A 21,569-nucleotide genomic window follows, 5' to 3' on the forward strand; every position below is an offset into this window, starting at 1 on the left:
CACATGGTTCACAAGAATTTTGCTGTAGCATTACTAGCCGCTACGGTAGGGGCCTGCTCGCAATTACCGGAACAGGCCTCTGCGCCTGAAACTGAAAATATCCCTGCAGAGGAAACCTCTGTCGCGAGTGACCGAGCTGTTAAAAAACACGAACCCTCTGAAGCGGTCCCTCCCCCCGTAGACATCTGGGCAAGACTTCGTCAGGGGTTCGCCCTGGATCACCACACCAGCGACCCCAAGGTTAAGGAATATATTGCTTACTTCGCCCGCAATGAGGGCTATATGGCTCGGGTAACCGAGCGCTCTCGCCGCTATATTTTCCATGTTGCAGAACAGCTGGAACAGGCAAATCTCCCACTTGAATTAGCGCTGCTCCCCATTGTCGAGAGCGCATACGACCCCTTCGCCTACTCCCACGCCCGGGCTTCCGGTATGTGGCAGTTTATCCCGGCCACCGGGCGCTCTTTCGGGCTCGAGCAAAATTGGTGGTATGACGGACGCCGCGATGTCCATGAATCCACCCAGGCTGCGGCAAAGTACTTCAACTACCTGCACGATCGCTTTGATGGGGACTGGGAGCTGGCACTCGCTGCTTACAACGCCGGTGAGGGAACGGTTCGCAGAGCCGTAGAGCGCAATCGTCGCAACGGACTTGGCACCAGTTATTGGGATCTCAAACTACCGCGGGAAACCAAACGCTATGTGCCCCAGCTGCTGGCTCTGGCGGAGGTTATATCCCGCCCGGACCATTACAAAATTCCACTGCATGATGTCTCCAACGAGCCCTACTACGCCCGTGTCGATGTAGGCAGTCAGATCGACCTGGCCCAGGCTGCGGAACTTGCAGAAATTGAGATTGAAGAGCTCTACCTACTGAACCCAGGCTATAACCGCTGGGCAACCGACCCCAACGGAAACCACCAACTACTGATTCCAATAGAGACCCAGGAAAAGTTTGAGAGCGCCCTGGCACAACTTCCCAAGGAAGAGAGAGTAAGCTGGCAGCGCTACACCATTGCCCGAGGCGACACCCTTTCCACTATCGCTCGCCGCTACCAGACCACCGTCGGAGCGATACGCGAGACAAACAAACTACGCAGCAATAATATTCGCGCCGGTAAAACACTGTTAATCCCCAGCGCATCGGGCCCCGCGGGACAGTATGCCTACGCACTCGATCAGCGAGTTAAACGCAAGCAGTCTTCCGGCAAGGGCCAGAAAGTTAATTACACTGTACGCCCTGGCGACAGCCTTTGGGGGATTTCACGCAAGCTGGATGTGACCGTAAAGCAACTGGCCAGCTGGAACAGCATGGCACCGGGAGACACCCTGCGCCCTGGGCGCACCCTGGTGGCTTACAACGGCTCCCCCGCAGTATCAGAGAACAACCGCACTACCCGCAAGGTTTCTTACCGGGTACGCAGCGGCGACTCTCTATATCGGATAGCCAATAAATTCAGTATCGAAATCGATGATATTCTCCGCTGGAATAAGATAAACAAGTCCAAGTATTTACAACCCGGACAGCGCTTAACCTTATTTGTGGATAGTGCCAGCAACACTTAAAGCGCACACTACCCTACAGGGAGTTAGCCATAAAAAAACCCGGCAATTGCCGGGTTTTTTTATGGCTCAATAACAACCGTCACTCGGCAGAAGAGGCCAGATCGATTTTTGCCTGATCGGACAAGTAGCGCTGGATAGCTGCTAACTCGGCCCCACCATTTACAGAGGCCAATTGCTGCATCAGTGCCTGACGCTGCTCTTTGCTCTGCTTGGATAGTTCGCCCGGGCGCACGCTGCGCAGATCGAGAACTACCAGATCACCATTATTTGTAGCGAAGCTGGTCACTTCATCTTTGCCAGCAGATGGTGCAGGCAGTGCAAATGCCTTGGCATTAATCTCTCCGCGCTGAGCAAAACCACCGCGACGAGTTTTATCACTGGTCTCCAGGGTTAAACCTTGCGCTTCTGCCAGTTCTGCAAAACTAGTACCAGTAGCGAGCTTCTCTTTAAGCTCTTCCGCTTGCTTAGCCAATTGCTCACTGGCCTTATCACGCTTCAAACGGTCAACAATTTGCTGGCGAACCTCTTCCAGAGGGTAGGTACCCGCGGGCTTAGAGTCGGTGACCCGCAAAACGACAGAGTGCTCATTGTTCAGGTTGATCACATCTGAAGTATTGCCATCTTCCTTCACTTCCACAGAGAAAGCAGCCTCGATAACCTGCCCGTTAGAAAGGACGCCAGATGCGCTCTCGCGCGAAAACAGATTGGCAGTCTTCAGGGGAACACCCAACTCTTCAGCGGGCTCAGCCAGGTTGTCCGCGTTGTATGCCAGATCGGCGAGACGGGACAAGGCGTCAACAAACTCGCGCTCGGCAACGGACGCACGCAGCCGCTTTTCGATCGCCACTTTTTGCTCTTCGAAGCTCGGCGGTTCACTCTGCTCTACTTCCAACAACTTGATAAAGTGAGTTCCACTATCGGTGGTCACTGGAGCAGAAACCTGACCCACTTCAAGCGCGGCCAAGGCCTGCTCGAATGCCTCTGGGAATACATCACCTGTGGTGTAACCCAACTCACCGCCTTCCTCCGCAGAGCCTACGTCTTGGGAGTAAGTCTTTGCCAACTCGGCGAAATCTTCGCCGGCATCCAGTTTGCTCTGAATCTCAGCAATTTTTTCTGCGTCAGCTTCTTCAAGCAAAATATGTGCAGCACGACGGCGAAGTTCCGATGCGAAACCTTTCAGCTCTTGCTCATACTGAGCGCGAACATCGCTTTCAGAAATATCAATGTTACCGGCAAATACTTCAGGAGTTAGCTCAATATACTCAACCGCCACCTGCTCTGGACGCTGGTATTGCCCTTGATTCTCCTGGTAGTACTGTTCTACTTCAGCATCCGAAACCTGAATCTCTGCTAGCAGGCCTTCAACTGGCATCACCACGTAATCAAAATCACGCTCTTCCATAGAGGCGGCAACAATCTGTTCTGCATCCGCCTGGGTAGTAAAAGCACTTTCAACCACACTATTTGCGTACTGCTCCAGCGCCATATCATTTTCCATAATCTGGCGGAAGCCTGCAGGGCTATACCCCATACGACGCAAAGCATCGCGGTACATTTGCGGATCAAAACTGCCGTTCACCTGAAAAGCCGGAATTCCCACGATCGCTCTGTCGACCGCCGCAGAGCTCATCACCATACCGCTGTCCTGAGCAGCTTGGCGCATCACAGCACTGGAAACCAACTGGCGTAAAACTGGCTCACGCAACTGCTCATCGCTGATTAAATCAGCGGGCACATCTTCGCCGTACTGACTAATGATCATATTGCGGCGATTTTGAATTGCGCGTTGCAAATCCAAGTTTGTAATTTTTTCGCCATTAACCTCGGCTACCGCATCGGCAGCACCTCCACTGGCACCGGTGAAGAAATCAATTCCCCCAATGACCATAATAAAACCGAAAAAGGCTGCGACAATAATCGCGGCTGTCCCTTTCAGGTTGTCACGCATGGACTGAAGCATGCTCAGCTCCGAAAATTAATTGTTTTTAACTACTATCAGATACAAAAAAGGCGCATCCCAACTGACACGCCTCTTTGACATTCAGACTCTTTTACAAAGTTTCAAAGCCTGCTGAAAACTTAGTTTACAGCGTCTTTCAGGGCTTTACCGGCCTTGAAGTTAGGAATTTTTGCCGCAGCGATTTCAATGGGATCGCCAGTGCGAGGATTGCGACCAGTACGAGCTGCACGCTCTTTCACAGCAAAGGTACCAAAGCCAACGAGGGCAACTTGATCACCTTTTTTCAGGGCATCAGTGATGCTATCAACCATTGCGTCCAAAGCACGGCCAGCTGCTGCTTTTGGAATATCTGCAGATGCGGCAATTGCTTCAATCAGTTCGGACTTATTCACGCTTAATCCCTCTGTTCTTTTTAAATATGCTTCGGGTGGTCTACAAAAGACACCCATACTTTAAATTTTTTAGCCTTCGGCAATTTACGCGCCGGGCAATAAGCCCCGTTTTATACCAACTGCCCAGAAGCGGGTCAAGGAACCATGCGGGTTTCCGGGCAGATGCACACTTTTCAAGCAGCGTAGATAGCCTGATTGGCGAAGTTTTGGCCTTGCAAGTTGTAAAGGGGCGACAAAAGTCACCCCATTACAAGAGTCAGTGAGTTTGGATTCCTCGCTGCGAGCGCTCCTCTGCCTTTTTCTGTAAGGCGGAATACTCTTCATCAGACAGGGATTCAGGCTTGTGTTCGAGCGCCAGCTCAAGTACCTGATCGATCCACTTAACGGGCCTAACTACCAAGTCCTGAAGAATATTATCGGGAATATCCTTCAGATCTCGCTCATTATCAGCAGGAATCAGTACAGTTTTTATACCGCCCCGATGCGCTGCCAATAACTTTTCTTTAAGACCACCAATTCTTAAAACTTCTCCACGCAGAGTAATTTCTCCAGTCATCGCCACATCTGAGCGAACGGGAATATCCGTTAACACAGACACCAAAGCGGTGCACATGGCAATACCCGCCGAAGGGCCATCTTTGGGGGTGGCACCTTCAGGCACGTGGATATGAATATCCCGGGTCTCGTGGAAGTCCGGACCTATTCCCAGTGCCTGGGAGCGAGAACGCACAACCGTCAAGGCCGCCTGAATAGACTCCTGCATAACATCGCCGAGGGAGCCGGTTTTGATCATGCGCCCTTTACCCGGCACAGCTGAAGCCTCAATGTTAAGAAGCTCACCACCCACCTCGGTCCAGGCGAGACCGGTAACAATTCCGATTTTGTCCTCTTCCTCTGCACGGCCAAAATCAAACTTGCGAACACCGAGAAGCTCTTCAAGTTGCTCTGGCTGTATTACAGCCTTCTTCTCTGAAGGATTGCGAACGTGCTCCGTTACTACCTTGCGGCAGATCTTGGCAATCTCCCGATCCAGGCCACGCACACCCGCTTCACGGGTGTAGTAGCGGACAATATCTCGGATACTGTCATCGGAGAGATCCAGCTCATCATCTTTAAGGCCGTTGGCCTTGCGCTGCTTCGGCACAAGATAGCGCTGAGCAATATTCAGTTTTTCGTCCTCGGTATATCCGGGGATTCGAATAACTTCCATACGATCCAGCAACGGGCCTGGAATATTCATTGAGTTAGAGGTGCAGACAAACATCACATCGGAAAGGTCGTAATCCACTTCTAAGTAGTGATCATTGAAGGTTTTATTCTGCTCTGGATCCAAAACCTCAAGAAGCGCTGAGGCGGGATCGCCGCGCTGATCCATCCCCATTTTGTCGACTTCGTCGAGCAGGAACAGGGGATTTTTCACTCCAACTTTCGAAATTTTCTGAATCAGCTTGCCCGGCAGTGAGCCAATATAAGTGCGTCGATGCCCGCGAATCTCGGCTTCATCGCGAACGCCGCCCAGGGCCATACGCACATACTGACGATTTGTTGCTCGGGCAATAGATTGACCGAGGGAGGTTTTACCCACCCCGGGAGGACCAACCAAACATAAGATCGGCCCTTTCACTTTCTTCACTCGCTTTTGTACCGCGAGGTATTCCAGAATCCGCTCTTTAACCTCTTCCAAGCCGTAGTGTTCTTTCTCGAGAATTTCCTCGGCTTTAACCAAATCGTGTCTCACCCGGCTGGCTTTTTTCCAGGGCAGGCTCAACATCCAGTCGATATAACTGCGTAAAACCGAAGCTTCCGCAGACATAGGCGACATCATTTTCAATTTAGCCAGCTCAGCGCGGGTTTTCTTCTCTGCCTCCGCACTCATGCCGGATTCGGCAATTTTGTTTTCCAGCTCTTCAATTTCATTGGGCTCTTCGGTGATCTCGCCCAACTCTTTTTGAATCGCCTTCATCTGCTCATTGAGATAGTACTCACGTTGGCTTTTCTCCATCTGCTTTTTCACACGCCCACGAATGCGTTTTTCCACCTGAATCAGATCGATTTCAGCATCCATAAGGCCCAGCAAATGCTCCAAACGCTCTTTAACACTGAGAGTCTCTAGAAGCTCTTGCTTCTGAGCCAACTCAAGGGACATATGTGCAGAAATGGTATCTGCCAAGCGGCCAGGTTCATCAATTCCCGACAGAGAGGTAATAACCTCATTGGGGACTTTCTTACTTACAGAAACGTACTGTTCAAACTGAGACATCACAGAGCGCACAAGGGCATCTGCTTCGCCTTCCGGCAACTCCTGCGTCTCCATCGGCGAAACGGTCGCCTCGAAATGGTTCTCCCTCTCCATCACTTCGTGGATATTTACGCGCTCTCCCCCTTCTACTAGCACCTTCACAGTGCCATCGGGGAGTTTGAGTAACTGCAAGACACTGGCAATAGTGCCCACGCGATAGATATCGTCTGCACCTGGGTCATCCTCAGATGCCTTTCGCTGCGCCACAAGCAATACCTGCTTATCCCTGCGCATGGCCTCTTCCAGGGCCTCTATGGACTTTTCCCTGCCGACAAAAAGCGGGATCACCATATGGGGGTAAACAACAACATCGCGCAATGGCAACAACGGATATTCAAGTGTGGTGTCGGATGACTGATCCATAGAACTCCTCTCGGCCCTATCACTGGGTATTTGGCGCGGCATCATGCTGCTGTTGGAATTGACAGCTTAACCTGGGCCACCGCCCTTCAGATGCTAGTAATGGGGGGGAAGGGCCCGAAATACAAGTCTAATCTCGCGACCAATTTGTGCCGAGCTAAGAGTGCTATTCGAGCCAGGAATACCCAGACAAGTAGTTAGATACCCGGGTAATCAGAAAAAACTATAAAAAAAGCCCCAATATTGGGGCTTTTTGAGGTGGGATTTGAGCTACTCTTCCGGCGCCGCCTTCTGCGGCTGGGACTCACTCTCATAAACCAGCAGCGGGGCTGATTCGCCTTTAATGACCGCCTCGTCAATCACAACTTTCACTACATTATCTGTGGATGGGATGTCATACATGGTCTCCAACAATACGGACTCCATGATAGAGCGCAGGCCACGGGCGCCTGTTTTCCGCTCCATTGCCTTGGTGGCAACTGCATCCAACGCATCGGGGCGGAAATCCAGTTCTACATCTTCCATCTCAAACAGTTTTGCGTACTGTTTGGTCAAGGCATTGCGTGGCTCGGTGAGAATCTGTACCAGAGCCTCACGGTCCAACTCTTCCAAAGTTGCGGTCACCGGTAGGCGTCCAACAAACTCCGGGATCAGCCCGTAACGAACCAGGTCTTCAGGCTCCAGGTCACGCAGGATCTCACCAAAATTACTGGTGCCATCCTTCGATTTAACCTCTGCACTGAAACCAATTCCACCCTTCTCCGAGCGATCGCGGATAACCTTATCCAGCCCCGCAAAAGCGCCGCCACAAATAAACAGGATATTGGAGGTGTCGACCTGCAAGAATTCCTGCTGCGGATGCTTGCGTCCACCCTGCGGCGGCACAGACGCCACAGTGCCTTCAATCAACTTCAGTAGCGCTTGCTGCACACCTTCACCGGACACATCACGGGTAATTGAAGGGTTGTCTGACTTGCGCGAAATTTTGTCGATCTCATCGATATAGACGATACCCTGCTGGGCTTTTTCTACATCGTAATCACACTTCTGCAAAAGCTTCTGGATGATATTCTCAACATCCTCACCCACATAACCAGCTTCGGTCAGGGTGGTTGCATCGGCAATAGTGAAAGGAACATTGAGCAGGCGGGCCAGGGTCTCGGCAAGAAGGGTTTTACCACTACCGGTTGGGCCTACCAGCAAAATATTAGACTTACTGAGCTCTACTTCATCCTTACTTTTAACACCAGACTTGGTGCGCAGACGCTTGTAGTGATTGTATACGGCAACAGCCAGCACACGCTTGGCTCTCTCCTGCCCAATCACATACTGATCGAGGATTTCAGTAATCTCACGGGGTGTCGGCAGGCGCCCTTCAGGCCCCTCCGCAGTCTCTTGTACTTCTTCACGAATAATGTCGGTACACAGCTCGACACATTCATCGCAGATAAAGACTGACGGCCCAGCGATTAACTTCCGCACTTCCTGTTGGCTCTTGCCACAGAAAGAGCAGTACAGCAATTTTCCGCTGTCTTCTCCGCTGCTTTTGTCGGTCATCAAAATACTCCGTCGTCACTGGCCGGCCAGGGCCCTAAATTCAGCTTACCCAGCAAGATGCTGCCTTTTGGCGTGATTTTCAAGTCCCAACGAAAGCCAGCCTGTCAAAAAAACTAACTTTCGCTGAAATCCGCCTCCGGCAAACTTTTAATGTAGAAAAATCTACTTATCGAATGCCTGTCGGCGAGACAATACATCATCGACCAAGCCATACTCCTTGGCTTCATCGGCGCTCATAAAGTTGTCGCGCTCTGTATCCCTCTCAATATCACTGACTGGACGTCCAGAGTGATGCGCCATGAGCTCATTCAACCGATGACGAATCTTGAGGATTTCCTGGGCGTGAATGTGGATATCACTCGCCTGCCCTTGGGCCCCACCGCTGGGCTGGTGAATCATCACACGGGAGTTTGGTGTTACGAAGCGCTTGCCTTCAGCACCGGCAGTCAACAAGAAGGCGCCCATACTACAGGCCTGCCCAATGCACATAGTGCTGACATCAGGCTTAATGAACTGCATGGTGTCATAGATAGACATGCCGGCAGTTACCGAGCCGCCCGGTGAATTAATGTAGAGGTGAATATCCTTATCCGGATTTTCTGCCTCGAGGAAAAGCAGCTGCGCAACAACCAGATTGGCCATGTGGTCTTCTACAGGCCCGACCAGGAAGATCACACGCTCTTTTAACAGGCGAGAATAAATATCAAATGAGCGCTCCCCTCTGGCGGTTTGTTCTACCACCATGGGAACTAAACCTGATGCTGAGGGCTCTATCGAAGCTTTTGGAAAATCAATTCGTGCCATAGGTACCATTGCTTCCTTTTGTGGCGTATTCGGCAGGCCAGCGAATAGGCATCGTATGCCCATGCTGAAAAATTTGGTTTTCAGAGCTTAACCGGTCAGGCGAGAGAAAGCCAGCCGGTAAAAAGGAAGGAGATGTAGGGGCGTCACGCTTGAGCGGACGCCACCTTACACCTGAATGAAGTGAGAGATTAGCTTTGTTTTTGCGGCTTAATCACTTCGTCGTAGCTACTGTCAACTTCAGATACTTTAGCTGAAGCCAGTACGTGATCAACAACCTGGTCTTCCAGTACAACAGACTCAACACCAGACAGCAGCTCACGGTTGCTGTAGTAGTAGTCAACTACTTCTTGCGGCTGCTGGTAGGTAGAAGCCAGCTCTTCAACTTTCGCCTTTACGCGATCGGCATCAACAGAAAGTTCATTCTGCTTAACAATCTCACCGACTACCAGACCGAGAACTACACGGCGCTTTGCCTGCTCTTCGAACATAGTGTCAGGTAACATACGCTCGGCATCTTCAGCCTTGATCTGACCACCAAACTGCTGAACCATTTGACCACGCAAGGTAGTTACTTCACTGGCAACCAGAGCGGACGGCAGCTCAACTGGATGCTTTTCGAACAGCTGATCCATGATCTGGGTCTTAACTTTGTTAAGAGCGGCATTTTTCAGCTCACGCTGCATATTGTTGCGAACTTCCTCACGGAACTTCTCTTCGCCACCTTCCTGAACACCGTAAGCTTTGAAGAACTCTTCGTTCAGCTCGGGAAGTTCAGGCTTCTCGGAAGAAGTCACCTTGATATTAAAGGTAACAGCAGCACCGCGAAGCTCTTCTGCCTGGTAATCTTCCGGGAAGGTCAGATCAATGTCTTTCTCTTCACCGGGCTTCATGCCCAGAATGCCTTCTTCGAAGCCAGGGATCATCTGGCCGGAACCCAGTACCAACTGGTGACCTTCGGCCTTGCCACCTTCAAACTCTTCGCCGTCTTTGCGACCAACAAAGTTGATAACAACACGATCGCCCTTTTGAGCTTTGCGCTTGGTATCTTTCCAGGAAGACTGTTGCTTACGCAGAACATCGATCATGTTCTTCACGTCAGCATCAGTAACTTCTGCAACAGGACGCTCTACAGCGATCTCAGCCAGATCAGCGAGTTCAACTTCAGGGTAAACCTCGAAAGTAGCAACGTACTCCAGGTTTTCGCCAGCAGCAGTCTGCTTAGCTTCGATGCTAGGCTGGCCGGCAGGTTTAACCTCTTCCTTCTGTACCGCTTCGTAGAAAGAACGGCTCATTACCTCACCCAGAACTTCCTGACGAACGCCGGCGCCAAAGCGCTGACGAACAACCTTCATCGGCACCTTGCCTTTACGGAAGCCATTGATGCGAACAGTCTTAGCAGCCTGCTGGAGACGCTTATCCACTTCTTTGTCGACAATTTCTGCCGGCAAGTTGACCGTTAAGCGACGCTCCAGACCGGAAGTAGTTTCGATGGAAACCTGCATGTTTATCCTCGTGAGACTATCTCTGTAATCGCGCCGCAGCGCCAACGAATACCGGGTCACCGAGACTTAGTCAGTAACCTCGTAGGCCCAGCACCAAAACAATACTTTTGTGCTGCCGCCAAATACACAAGAAGCCCGCACCTACCCCTCCAGGGCAAGTCACACGGACTTCAAGGCTTTTAATTTGGTGGGGACGGGGAGACTCGAACTCCCACACCTTTCGGCACCAGAACCTAAATCTGGCGTGTCTACCAATTTCACCACGTCCCCAAATCGAACCTGTCGCTAACTCTTTGATATTTAAGCGCTTTCGCTACTTTTTTAGAGCCCATCGCGACAAGGGGTGCAGATTGTGCCACAGCATTTTGGGGTCTTCAACACTTTACTGAACACTTTTCTCATAAAATAAAAAAAGGCGCCTCAAAGGCGCCTTTTTTCGGGGTCTAATTTCCTTAGACTCGCTCTACAACAGTGGTAATACCCTGCCCCAGACCGATACACATAGTAGATACACCCAGGTTGCCGCCCTCATTCTGCATAACGCTCAGCAGGGTGCCAGTAATGCGCACGCCAGAGCAGCCGAAGGGGTGACCCAGGGCAATAGCGCCACCGTACAGGTTGACCTTCTCATCCATCTGCTCGAGCAGATCCAGGTCTTTCAGCACCGGCAGCGCCTGCGCCGCAAATGCCTCATTCAGCTCAAACTTGTCGATATCGCCAACAGTTAGACCCGCTCTCTTGAGCGCCTTCTTGGTAGAGGGCACCGGGCCATAACCCATAATGGACGGATCAACACCAGCCAGCGCCATTTCTTTCACGCGGGCAATAGGAGTCATACCCAAAGCCTGAGCGCGCTCAGCGGACATTACCAGCATCACAGAGGCACCGTCGGTGATCTGAGAAGAGGTGCCGGCTGTTACCTGACCGTGCTTCGGATCGAATGCTGGTTTCAGCTGAGCCAGACCTTCCACGGTGGTGTCCGGACGGATGGTTTGATCCGTCTCAACCAGGAAAGGTACGCCGTCATCGTCATGACCTTCAATAGCGATAATTTCGCGATTGAACTTGCCAGCCTTGGTAGCTTCAGCGGCGCGATGGTGAGAGCGTGCACCGAACTCATCCATCTGCTGGCGTTGGATACCGTGCATCATCGCCAGGTATTCAGCAGTCATACCCATGGAGCCGGCAGCTTTAGCCATATAGCGACCCAGCATTGGGTTGGGGCTAACATGCTCCATCATGTTCAGGTGACCCATGTGCTCGACACCACCCACAACGTACACATCGCCAACGCCAGCCTGGATGTTGGCAGCTGCAGTATGCAGGGAGGACATAGAGGAGCCGCACAGGCGGTTGACGGTTTGCGCCGGGATAGTGTGTGGCAAACCAGCGCGCAGCAGGATAAAGCGAGCTACGTTAAAACCCTGCTCATCGCGCTGCATAACACAGCCCCAGATCAGGTCATCGATCTCGGCAGGATCGAGCTTATCATTGCGCTGCATGAACTTTTTCAGCAGCTCAGCGGACATATCATCGGCGCGAACATGGCGATATACGCCATTCTTCGAGCGACCCATGGCCGTACGCGCGTAGTCGACGATTACGGCATCTCTAGGATTTAAACTCATCGCTATTCTCCTTACTTGTCGCCGTAGTAGGTTTTGCCACTTGCGGCCATTTCACGCATGCGCTCGGTCGGCTTGTACAGCTCACCCAGATCGGCGTACTTATCGGCAATCTTCACGAATTCATCCAGACCAATGCTGTCCAGCCACGCGAAGATTCCACCGCGGAACGGAGGGAAGCCAATGCCGTAGATCAGCGCCATATCAGCTTCAGCTGGGGAATCCACGATACCCTCTTCCAGGCAGCGAGCCAGCTCGGTTGCCATAGGCACCATCATGCGCTCGATAATTTCGTCTTTTTCAAACTCGCGACGTTCAGCAACGTGCGGCTTAAGCAGCTCGTAGGACTCTTCGGTAGCCACTTTCTTCGGGCGACCTTTTTTGTCCTGCTCGTAGTTGTAGAAGCCTTTGTTGTTCTTCTGGCCGTAACGACCCGCTTCATACATAACGTCGGAAGCAGCGGTAAAGGTTTTACCCATGCGGTCGGGGAAGCCTTCAGCCATTACGCTCTCTGCGTGAACACCGGTATCGATACCGACAACGTCCATCAGGTAAGCGGGGCCCATCGGCCAACCCCAACGCTCCATCACCTTGTCAACGGCCTGGAAGTCAGCGCCATCGCGCACCAGCATGGAAAAACCGGCAAAGTAAGGGAAGAGAACGCGGTTAACCAGGAATCCAGGACAGTCGCGTACAACAATAGCTTTCTTGCCCATCTTGTTTGCGTAGGCAACAACGCGAGCTACAGCTGTGTCGGAAGTTTTCTCTCCACGAATCACCTCAACCAGCGGCATTTTGTGCACTGGGTTGAAGAAGTGCATACCGAGGAAGTTTTCCGGGCGGGAAAGCGGCTCAGCCAACTGGTTAATAGAAATAGTGGAGGTGTTAGAAGCGATTACAGTGTCTTCGCTTACTTTGGTTTCCACTTCCTTCAGTACTGCATGCTTCACCTTGGGATTTTCAACCACCGCTTCCACAACAACATCGATATCGTTGAAGCCGTCGTAGCTCAAGGTAGGCTCGATACGGTTGAGCACTTCACCCATTTTGACGGGGGTCAGGCGCTTGCGATCAACCAACTTGGACAGCAGCTTGTTCGCCTCATTCAGACCAAGGTCGATACCCTTCTGGTCGATATCCTTCATCTTGATCGGAGTGCCTTTGTAGGCAGACTGGTAAGCGATACCGCCACCCATAATGCCAGCACCCAATACTGCCGCACGCTCAATCGGCTTATCGGCTTTCTTCTCCCAACCTTTGGCAACTTTACCAATTGCCTGGTCAGCCAGGAACAGCCCTACCAGAGACTTCGCAGTGCCGGTCTGCGCGCAGAAAATGAACTTCTCCTGCTCGATTTTCAACGCTTCATCACGGCTCAGCTTGTAGCCCTGCTCGATTGACTCAACCGCAGCTACGGGAGAGGGGTAGTTTTTACCCGCTTGCTGACCTACAAATGCCTTAGTGGTAAAGAAGGCCATTAGCGCTTCAGTATCATTCAAAGGGATTGGAGATTTCTTCAGCTCGCGAATGGCTTTGTAGTCCAACTCACCATTAATAGCGCGCTCAAGCAGCTTGACCGCTGCATCTTTGAGCTTGGCAGTGGGGATCACCGCATCGACAGCGTGAGCTTCCAGAGCGGCGGCAGGCTTCTGCTCTTTACCCGCTGCAATCCACTCAGCAGCAACATCAACACCCACTACACGCGGCAGGCGAACAGTGCCGCCCCAGCCCGGAATCAAACCCAGCTTAACTTCCGGAAGGCCAACTTTGGCCTCTTCGCCCATCAGGCGGAAGTCACAGCCAAGACACACCTCAAAACCACCGCCAAGCGCGTAGCCATTAATTGCTACCGCAGTCGGTACCGGAAGGTCTTCCAGGCGGTTGATATTTTCGTTGTTCTGATTCATCAGATCAGCAACGCCCTCTGCACCTGCAGAGAAGGCACCACCAAACTCAGTGATATCAGCACCAACAATGAAGACGCCTTTACCGCTGGTCAGCAGTACACCTTTTACACCATCCGCTGCTTCGATAGCATCCAGCGCTTGGGAGAATTCAGAAACCGTCTGACGGTTAAATTTATTGACGGATTCGCCTTGCAGGTCGAATTTGAGCTCGGCGATGCCGTTGTCCAGCATCTGTACCGTGAGCGCTTTGCCACTAAATAACATTGATTGACCTCTTTTATTCTGGGCCGCGATCCTGGGCCCGGGGTCGGAATTTTTGTGCAACCAAGGGCCGCCCCGCACAGCGCGGTGACACTTAGGCCCAATTTGGTCAGCCGTAGTATAGCCAGATTCAAACGATTGTTTGAATACTATTTCTTACAAATGGAGTGGCACCAGGAGTGCCAAAGTACAGAAATTCGCCAGTTTGCGAACAGAGAGAAATTAAAGCTGGGCTAGTCTATCTCGGATCGTGCTGCCTTATCAGCCACTTGGCACGAACTCCCTCTTTTCTAAACCACCTTGCAGGAATTGGGCTCTTGAAGGTCGGGATGCCCATAAGCCGGCATCATTGCGCTGACAACTACACAGTCACAGCGACCTGTATTTCGAAAGCGGTGCGGACGCTGAGCATCAAAATAATACCCATCACCGGCACTCAGCAGGGCAAAGTCGGAGCCAACCGTAACCTCCAGGTCACCACTGACAACCACCCCACCAATCTCCCCCTCAGCAGATTCGAGAGAAAAGCCGGTGTCATCCCCAGCCGGAAATACTTTCCACAATAGCGACATGCCGCAGTTTGCTTTTGCCCCTCCAAACAAGCGGCAGGACACAGAGCCGTGACCGATCTCAGGCACTTCATTTCCGCGAAAAAAAATTTGCTTTGCGCCCGATATTTCCAAGGAAAAAAAATCGGTTAGCGGCATAGGAATGGCGCCCAATATTTTTTTTAAGGAGCTTACGGAAGGGCTAACCTTTCCCAATTCAATAAAAGAAATTGTTGCGTTGGTTACCCCAGCCCGTCTCGCCAACTCCCTCTGTGAGATACCGTAAATGTGGCGCACCATTTTCAAGCGGGCGCCAACATCCTCTTCAGGATCATCCATGCTCCCCATTAGCTCCTTTTGTGCAATCTCCCTTCAGGTAAAAATCACCGAAATTGAGGCATTATGTAAAAGCCAATCACACCATATCTTCAAAGGGATTTCCATTTGGCAGCTTCACCGGCGGCATTCCGGGTAAACAAATTTCTTCTTCTGAGATAGTGATCTCACTTTCATTGATCATGCCCTCACCAAATCGATAAATAACATCAAGCTCACCACGAGAAGCCTTGGTGTTGTACTTTTCGCTCTGCTCTACAATCTTCTCGTTCAACGCTTGAAACGCCACAATGGCCGATTTGCCATGACGCTTTTCCATCATTGATTTTGTGATCTGCGGGGACAAAATTGTTGCCGTCGCATTATTTCCGCCAAAACCTTTCGAGTTTAAGAACGCTAAATCAAGCGCACCCCTGCCCCTATCGGTATGTTCAAGGGAAATATCCAAATGCTTACAATGAACATCATCGGCGATGTGATCAACGGTGGTCACTCCCGGGAGAATGCCGCGATCAAATACACCTAACGCTATAACTAACTGATCTCCACTGGCTGAAGCGACGGTATGCCCCAAAAAGGCCTTGACCGCACAAATCGGCCACTCGGCAATGCCAAATGCGCCGGCCAAACGATCAAAAATGGCGGACTCAGTAACCCGATTTTGCGGCGTACTGGAGCCATGGGCCTGCACAAAGCTGCGATGCCGCAAACTTTCCTCACCCACAATTGCCCGCGCCTCCGCCATTGCCCTGGCCATCGTCAGGTAATTCCCGGGACCCGGCGCAGAAATCGATTTCTTTGTACCGTCGGCATTGGTAAACACACCGGCAACCGAACCATATACGGAAGCACCCAACTCAAGCGCCAGAGCATCATCCATTAAGATGACCCACTGGGTACCCTCACCCAAGGTAAAACCACAGTTCTCACCGAACGGGCGACTGGTGCGTCGATAATCAATCTCACCAGGGAAAAGCTTGCGTAAATTCTCGGTAGTGGCAAGAGCACCCATCGTTGAATAACCATCGACAACTTCAGGCACAAGGGGCGCCTCAGCCGCACCAATTACAGCGACCCGCGCCCTACCCGAGCGAATATCTTCAACGCCAGCGCGAAGGTTGTACAGGAAGGTTGCGCAAGCACCGGCAACAGCGCCAGTAGAACCGACATTTCCGAGCACATAAGCGTTAACAAAATCCGCTGGCATACTATTTAGACCAAGCGCTAACTGTTTAGAGCTTACGCGACCACCTCGCAGGCGGGACTGCAATAGACCACCGTTGCCAAATGGGTCCAGCTGACTCATTGCCGAGGCGGCATAGAGTGAAATATTTCCTGGCCCAGCCGCAGATACAACGGTATCCCAATCAACCCCCAAAGACTGCACAGCATCTGATGCACCCAAGAGGGCCAACTGCAGTCCCCTCGGGTGAAATCGAGAATTATATTTAGTGCCCGGTTCAAATCCGGTTGGGAGCTGGCCGGCAGCAGCCACACTTATCTCGCGGTGGCTATCCAACAAAACTGACAGCTCAGCTGTGGTGACCCGAACCCTGCCGCCCTGGATATGCTCCAAGTGCCAATGAGCGGGCACAGGCTGCGGAAGCTGCCGGGTGGAAATTTCGAATGTCAGGCCCTGGGGGTTTGCGAGCTGGGCAGACTGATGGAAATGGCACTTGCGGTAGTCGTAATAGCGACTCTCTAGTTCGCGCACCAAAGTACCATCCAACACCTGCTGCTCAAGGGCAGGGTCCAAAATGCCTTCAGCGTTGTCTCCGGTACGCAAGCCCATCAGGGCGGCCAGGTCGGAAAGAGTGCTATCCCTCTCTTCCTTACCCAGTTTATCTAGCACGAGGCGAGAGTACCCCCTATGGAAAGAACTACGTCCAGCAGGGTTGAATCCACCGAATGCGGTGATTACGGGAAGGCGCTGCATCCTGACCTCCAGCCAAGCACTTAACACTATAAAAATAAGAGATGCGAGTGTAGGGGGTGGCGATTCTGTCCAGCTATGGGCATACTGGCCAGCAAAATTGAGTGTTTTGGCCAATAGCGCAAGTGCGCATAGATGTGTAATGCGAACAGTAACTTTTCTACTTATCGACCAGATGCTGGCAACCGGTACCGTTCTCCCACTTGAGATGCTCCGCGGTGCGGAGAGTCGCGCCAGGGTTGAGGGCATCAAGGGCAGCCTAAAACTGGTGACCGCCAGTTTGGATGGGGCACCAGTAAATACCCGCTGCGGGTTTACCCTTCAACCGGACGTCGCTCTTAGCGACGCACCAGATAGCGACCTAATCTACATCCCGACCATGTGGCGCAACCCCCGCCCCGCCCTTAAGCGAGGCGGAAAAATATTGGAATGGCTGCGCCAACAGGAAAAACAAGGAGCTGCAATTAGTGCTGTGGGTACCGGAGTTTGCTTTTTGGCCGAAGCGGGCCTCCTTAACGGAAAACCTGCAACCACCCACTGGCATTATTTTGATCAATTTAGCTCAGACTATCCAGAGGTAAAATTAAAACGTCAGTATTTTATTACCCAGGCAGACAAACTTTTCTGCGCGGCCAGCGTCAATGCCCTCGCTGACGTAACGGTTCATATGATCCGCCAACTGTATGGACCGGCCATTGCCAGTCATGTAGAGCGCAATTTCTCTCACGAAATTCGCCGCCCATTTGAAGAGATAGCCTACTCAGAAGGATCTGTTCACTTACACCCAGACGAAGATATCGTTCAAGCCCAGGCCTGGCTCAAGGAACATTGCAATACCGAGGTACGCCTTAGCGAAGTGGCACAACTTTTCGATATGAGTGTGCGATCGTTCAATCGCCGGTTCAAACTTGCTACAGGACAGACACCATTGCAGTATTTGCAAAATGTCAGGGTTGACATGGCGCGCGAGCTTTTACAATCAAGCAATTTATCGGTCAATGAAATTGCTGAAAAAGTTGGTTACCAGGATATGGGGCATTTCACAGCGCTATTTAAAAAATTCCTGGCAACAACTCCAAGTGAATACCGCACCACGGTGCGAGCCAAGCTATTCAGGGTCAATACTTAATTTTCTTAGAAAAATAACATCGCTGTGAACAAACTGGAGCTCGGCACCGAGTGACCGAGCCAACCATTCAAATGTCTTCACGCTAAAGAAGCAAATATGTGTAGGGTCTCTGATATAGTGCCACGTGGCGAAGCGCTCTGCAGAAATAACCAGTTTCGTCATCAGGGCCATAACCCCCCCTGTGCGAAGCCTTTGCCAAAGGTTTTCAAGTTCCTCTCCTGGCCTCACAAGATGTTCTATCACTTCTGTAGCAACAATAAAATCGTAGCTCCTATGCAGCGCCTTCCTGGCCGGCATGTAAAAGTGATCATACAGGTCCACCCGGTGTCCACTCTCCGCCAAAATTCTGGCCAATAAAGGCGCCGGGCCACAACCAAAGTCCAGGCCATGGCAGGCCCCACTCAACTCTTTCAGTAACGGCTGCGCGCAACGATTGAGAAATTGATGATAACCGTCATCCTCCATCGAATTCTCATGGAGGTCGTAATAAGCTCTCTCTTTTTCAGGTGTCAGACGGTATTGCGGCGGCACAAAAACGAGCGCGCAGTTATCACACTGATGATAACTGCGGAATTTATCCTGATGGTAAAGCTGTACCGCACTTTGGCGGCACAGCGGGCAATGAAGCGACAACTTACGCTACTGCAGCAGTGGACTTAGTCTCACTCTCTTTGTGCTGCAGCACATTACTTTCTGTAATCGAAATTTTTCGTGGCTTCATCGCTTCAGGTATTTCGCGTACCAATTCTATATGTAATAACCCATTAGCCAGTTTTGCATCGGTCACTTTCACGTGATCGGCAAGCTGAAAGCGCCGCTCAAAATTTCTTGCTGCGATACCCCTGTGTAAATAATTTCCCTGACTATTACTTTCTGGCTTAGTACCGCTAACCACTAAACGATTTTGCTCCACCTGAATATCGAGTTCAGACTGCTCAAAGCCAGCGACAGCCATGGAAATTCGGTAGCTATCCTCGCCGGTCAATTCTATATCGTAAGGGGGGTAGGAAGGCTGTTTTTGCTCGTTTGTGGTCATTGCATCGAGCAGGCTGGCCATACGGTCAAAACCAATTGCAGAGCGATAAAGTGGAGAGAAATCAAAATTACGCATTATCATATCCTCAATTCAGAGCAATATTTAAAACTACGTCCGTCAAATGACCGGACTCTATTCAGGGGCACTTTTCATTGAAGCTACCACCTGTACAACAGAGATATAGGCAGAGGTTTCTAATTCAAGGGTGACAGATAAATTTTATGCCAAAAAATTACAAAAAACCTTTAGAGCCCGCTTGCCGAATCTTTATCGGCATCCAGCTGGATAAAAAAACACAAGAATTTTTAAATTATTTAACAAACCTCATCACGGAAAAACAAAGCGCCTCATCCTTAGCCAGCACCCGTTGGATCGCCTATAAGAATCGTCATATCACCCTTTGTTTTTTAGGCCAGGTTCCAATTAAAACAATACCGTCACTAAAAACCGGGTTGACCTCAATCGCTCGAAACACAACTGAGACGAAAACCCGCCTATTTAAACTTGATACCTTCCCGGGCAATGAAGCTCACCTGATCGCCGCAGAAATCACAGCCACCAAACAATTGGCGACCTTGCATATGTCTGTCAAATGCCTCGCAGAGAGCCTATCCATACCAACAGAAAACCGGCGCTATCACCCACATATCACCCTGTGCAGAAACAGGAAACAATTTCACGGATTTTCTCCAATCGACCTAGAGCACCCAATAACAATTAACAATATTACTCTCTACCAAAGTCAACCAAGTCCAGCAGGAAGCCTTTACACCCCTCTACAAACAAACATTCTACAGTCGCGGTAAAACTCCTCCCCACTGGTAACATCTATTTTCTGAAACCCCAAAAAGCAAAAAAGCGAGCCTTAGGCTCGCTTTTTTATTTACTTGTTCACTGAACAATTAATTCAATTCTGACAGCACATACTCTGGGTACATAACCAATCTTGGTCGAGATAGGCGACGCGCATCAAAAATAAAGACATAGCGAGCCCCATCATCCTCAGCCGGAATTGTACGGCGGAATTTCCAAGTGTTAATTTTATAAGTTTGACGACCTGACTCAACGGTAGTCACCAAGCGATATTGGTTTTCCCCCAAAAACTCAAAGGGTACTCTTTCCCCTCCAATTGGCCGCAACTCAAGATCCCGGAACGTTTTTCTATCATTACCCTCTTCGTCAGCCAGGAGATCACTCAGGCGTGCTGTTTCCCGCTTTACATAATCCAATAAGTCGGCATCGATCTCACGCTTGGCAACAGCTTCCACTTTAGCGGGCTCCTCGCGCTTTGGCGGCTCGACCTGAGCTTTAATTTGCGGGGGTTTTGGTTTCTCATTAGTAGCAGCAGCTCGCGCCATAGCTGCCCTTCTCTCGGACGCTTCAGCCTTTGCCAGCATATCCTCAACCATCTTGCTAATTTTATCCTGTTGGGCAGAAATCTTAGCTTTGGCATCAGCAATTGCCTGTTTCTCTTCAGCCAGTTTTTGTTGAAGCTGCTGATGATTTTCTTTAATAAACTCGAGACGACGTGAACGGCTATCGACACCTCTCTCCGCCATAGCGAAGGCATGCTTAGCCTTCTTCAGGCGACGCTCAGTATCTGAATTGGGGGTTGACTCATGAGCCCGGGTCGCTTGATTGAGCTCCTGGCGACTCGCTTCGTATTCCAGGCGCAGGTCATCGAGAGATTTCTGGGCCTGCTCGAGCTTATATTCATAGGAGAGCAGCTCATTTTCGACATCCTCGAGCCCAACACTCCTATTTTCAAGAGACTGTTCCAATCGCGCAAGACGGTTCTTCTCCGCCGTGAGGGGCGTCTGCGCTTGTGCCACTGCCCCACCCATAACTACTAAGCCCGCCAAAAGGAGCGAGCAACACCGCTTTACCGCCATCGTCGTGAACCCATTTCTCGAATTGATGTGTTTCGTGTTTTGGAAGCGCAGCGACTCTGAATCTACGACAGAGTGAAGCTACTGCGCAATATGGTCAATTTTACGCAGGGAGCAAGCTATGAGCAATGACCTTGCGTTCACCTGAGCCAACCAGCTGATCAATAAACCTTCAAATCCACAATATTGAGTCACCACAGTGACACCACTCCAAAATTTATATGAAATTTTTCCGCGATAGCGCTTGATTTTTTTTTTGGCGGAAGCATTATGGATACCAGGGAGAAGATCGCTGGACTCAGCGGAAACCCGACCCGGACGTAAAACACCCTAAGCTGCTTTGTCAGCAAACAATCGTTGCGATTCCGGCAGCTCGGCGCTTCAACTGCAGCCTCGAACCCTCCCACTAGGGCGCCCTACCTTCTTTACAGCAAACCGCAACAGCGGCCTGCATGGTTTCTT

General features: G+C 51.0%; 16 protein-coding genes and 1 tRNA gene. 3 read left to right on the forward strand and 14 right to left on the reverse strand.

Annotated features, from left to right (window positions below; translation table 11 throughout):
* Positions 1-3 precede the first annotated feature (3 nt).
* Positions 4-1,566, forward strand: a complete 1,563-nt coding sequence (locus ACJJIQ_RS12005; protein WP_444905765.1) for a LysM peptidoglycan-binding domain-containing protein — start codon at positions 4-6, stop codon at positions 1,564-1,566.
* Between the two features lie 79 nt (positions 1,567-1,645).
* Here ACJJIQ_RS12005 and ACJJIQ_RS12010 read toward each other — a convergent pair whose 3' ends face one another.
* From ACJJIQ_RS12010 to ACJJIQ_RS12060, 11 genes are all read right to left on the reverse strand, one after another.
* Positions 1,646-3,529 (reverse strand): SurA N-terminal domain-containing protein, encoded by a 1,884-nt coding sequence (locus ACJJIQ_RS12010; RefSeq protein WP_444912656.1) that lies wholly within the window; start codon positions 3,527-3,529, stop codon positions 1,646-1,648.
* A gap of 119 nt (positions 3,530-3,648) precedes the next feature.
* Complete coding sequence (gene hbs / locus ACJJIQ_RS12015) at positions 3,649-3,921, reverse strand: non-specific DNA-binding protein Hbs (protein ID WP_010132873.1); 273 nt, start codon at positions 3,919-3,921, stop codon at positions 3,649-3,651.
* Between the two features lie 256 nt (positions 3,922-4,177).
* Positions 4,178-6,583 carry an endopeptidase La gene (gene lon, locus ACJJIQ_RS12020; RefSeq protein ID WP_413665176.1) on the reverse strand — a complete coding sequence of 802 codons (2,406 nt, stop codon included), beginning with the start codon at positions 6,581-6,583 and terminating at the stop codon, positions 4,178-4,180.
* 267 nt (positions 6,584-6,850) lie between these two features.
* Complete coding sequence (clpX, locus tag ACJJIQ_RS12025; RefSeq protein WP_282933429.1) at positions 6,851-8,137, reverse strand: ATP-dependent Clp protease ATP-binding subunit ClpX; 1,287 nt, start codon at positions 8,135-8,137, stop codon at positions 6,851-6,853.
* 162 nt (positions 8,138-8,299) lie between these two features.
* Positions 8,300-8,941 (reverse strand): ATP-dependent Clp endopeptidase proteolytic subunit ClpP, encoded by a 642-nt coding sequence (gene clpP / locus ACJJIQ_RS12030; RefSeq protein WP_282933430.1) that lies wholly within the window; start codon positions 8,939-8,941, stop codon positions 8,300-8,302.
* Positions 8,942-9,129: 188 nt separating this feature from the next.
* Complete coding sequence (tig, locus tag ACJJIQ_RS12035) at positions 9,130-10,443, reverse strand: trigger factor (protein WP_444942154.1); 1,314 nt, start codon at positions 10,441-10,443, stop codon at positions 9,130-9,132.
* Positions 10,444-10,628: 185 nt separating this feature from the next.
* Positions 10,629-10,713: transfer RNA gene (locus ACJJIQ_RS12040), tRNA-Leu, on the reverse strand.
* Positions 10,714-10,895: 182 nt separating this feature from the next.
* On the reverse strand, positions 10,896-12,071 hold the full coding sequence (fadA, locus tag ACJJIQ_RS12045; protein ID WP_413665174.1) for an acetyl-CoA C-acyltransferase FadA: 1,176 nt from the start codon (positions 12,069-12,071) through the stop codon (positions 10,896-10,898).
* Between the two features lie 11 nt (positions 12,072-12,082).
* Positions 12,083-14,239, reverse strand: a complete 2,157-nt coding sequence (gene fadB / locus ACJJIQ_RS12050) for a fatty acid oxidation complex subunit alpha FadB (protein ID WP_445364724.1) — start codon at positions 14,237-14,239, stop codon at positions 12,083-12,085.
* A gap of 287 nt (positions 14,240-14,526) precedes the next feature.
* Positions 14,527-15,123, reverse strand: coding sequence for a type II toxin-antitoxin system RelB family anti-toxin (locus tag ACJJIQ_RS12055; RefSeq protein WP_445364725.1), 597 nt, complete (start codon positions 15,121-15,123; stop codon positions 14,527-14,529).
* A gap of 76 nt (positions 15,124-15,199) precedes the next feature.
* Positions 15,200-17,056, reverse strand: coding sequence for a beta-ketoacyl synthase (locus ACJJIQ_RS12060; RefSeq protein ID WP_445364726.1), 1,857 nt, complete (start codon positions 17,054-17,056; stop codon positions 15,200-15,202).
* Between the two features lie 139 nt (positions 17,057-17,195).
* Here ACJJIQ_RS12060 and ACJJIQ_RS12065 point away from each other — a divergent pair, with 139 nt between their 5' ends.
* Positions 17,196-18,182 (forward strand): GlxA family transcriptional regulator, encoded by a 987-nt coding sequence (locus tag ACJJIQ_RS12065; RefSeq protein ID WP_413665170.1) that lies wholly within the window; start codon positions 17,196-17,198, stop codon positions 18,180-18,182.
* Here the strand turns inward: ACJJIQ_RS12065 and ACJJIQ_RS12070 are convergent.
* Entirely contained in the window at positions 18,162-18,815 is a 654-nt protein-coding gene (locus tag ACJJIQ_RS12070; protein WP_445364727.1) for a class I SAM-dependent methyltransferase, read from the reverse strand. The genes ACJJIQ_RS12065 and ACJJIQ_RS12070 overlap by 21 nt on opposite strands.
* Position 18,816: 1 nt before the next feature.
* Positions 18,817-19,293, reverse strand: coding sequence for an Hsp20 family protein (locus ACJJIQ_RS12075; RefSeq protein WP_445364728.1), 477 nt, complete (start codon positions 19,291-19,293; stop codon positions 18,817-18,819).
* 146 nt (positions 19,294-19,439) lie between these two features.
* On the opposite strand from ACJJIQ_RS12075, the gene thpR reads away from it, so the two are divergent.
* Complete coding sequence (gene thpR / locus ACJJIQ_RS12080) at positions 19,440-20,024, forward strand: RNA 2',3'-cyclic phosphodiesterase (protein ID WP_445364729.1); 585 nt, start codon at positions 19,440-19,442, stop codon at positions 20,022-20,024.
* Between the two features lie 96 nt (positions 20,025-20,120).
* Here thpR and ACJJIQ_RS12085 read toward each other — a convergent pair whose 3' ends face one another.
* Complete coding sequence (locus ACJJIQ_RS12085) at positions 20,121-21,050, reverse strand: hypothetical protein (protein WP_445356069.1); 930 nt, start codon at positions 21,048-21,050, stop codon at positions 20,121-20,123.
* Between the last annotated feature and the right edge of the window lie 519 nt (positions 21,051-21,569).

Source organism: Microbulbifer maximicatervae (SeqCode) (assembly GCF_052468295.1).

Excerpts from the sequence above, each read along its gene's own strand:
- ACJJIQ_RS12005 (WP_444905765.1), top strand. The coding sequence starts at position 4 with ATGGTTCACAAGAATTTTGCTGTAGCATTACTAGCCGCTACGGTAGGG.
- ACJJIQ_RS12010 (WP_444912656.1), bottom strand. The coding sequence starts at position 3,529 with ATGCTTCAGTCCATGCGTGACAACCTGAAAGGGACAGCCGCGATTATT.
- lon (WP_413665176.1), bottom strand. The coding sequence starts at position 6,583 with ATGGATCAGTCATCCGACACCACACTTGAATATCCGTTGTTGCCATTG.
- clpX (WP_282933429.1), bottom strand. The coding sequence starts at position 8,137 with ATGACCGACAAAAGCAGCGGAGAAGACAGCGGAAAATTGCTGTACTGC.
- clpP (WP_282933430.1), bottom strand. The coding sequence starts at position 8,941 with ATGGCACGAATTGATTTTCCAAAAGCTTCGATAGAGCCCTCAGCATCA.
- tig (WP_444942154.1), bottom strand. The coding sequence starts at position 10,443 with ATGCAGGTTTCCATCGAAACTACTTCCGGTCTGGAGCGTCGCTTAACG.
- fadA (WP_413665174.1), bottom strand. The coding sequence starts at position 12,071 with ATGAGTTTAAATCCTAGAGATGCCGTAATCGTCGACTACGCGCGTACG.
- fadB (WP_445364724.1), bottom strand. The coding sequence starts at position 14,239 with ATGTTATTTAGTGGCAAAGCGCTCACGGTACAGATGCTGGACAACGGC.
- ACJJIQ_RS12055 (WP_445364725.1), bottom strand. The coding sequence starts at position 15,123 with ATGGATGATCCTGAAGAGGATGTTGGCGCCCGCTTGAAAATGGTGCGC.
- ACJJIQ_RS12060 (WP_445364726.1), bottom strand. The coding sequence starts at position 17,056 with ATGCAGCGCCTTCCCGTAATCACCGCATTCGGTGGATTCAACCCTGCT.
- ACJJIQ_RS12065 (WP_413665170.1), top strand. The coding sequence starts at position 17,196 with ATGCGAACAGTAACTTTTCTACTTATCGACCAGATGCTGGCAACCGGT.
- ACJJIQ_RS12075 (WP_445364728.1), bottom strand. The coding sequence starts at position 19,293 with ATGCGTAATTTTGATTTCTCTCCACTTTATCGCTCTGCAATTGGTTTT.
- thpR (WP_445364729.1), top strand. The coding sequence starts at position 19,440 with ATGCCAAAAAATTACAAAAAACCTTTAGAGCCCGCTTGCCGAATCTTT.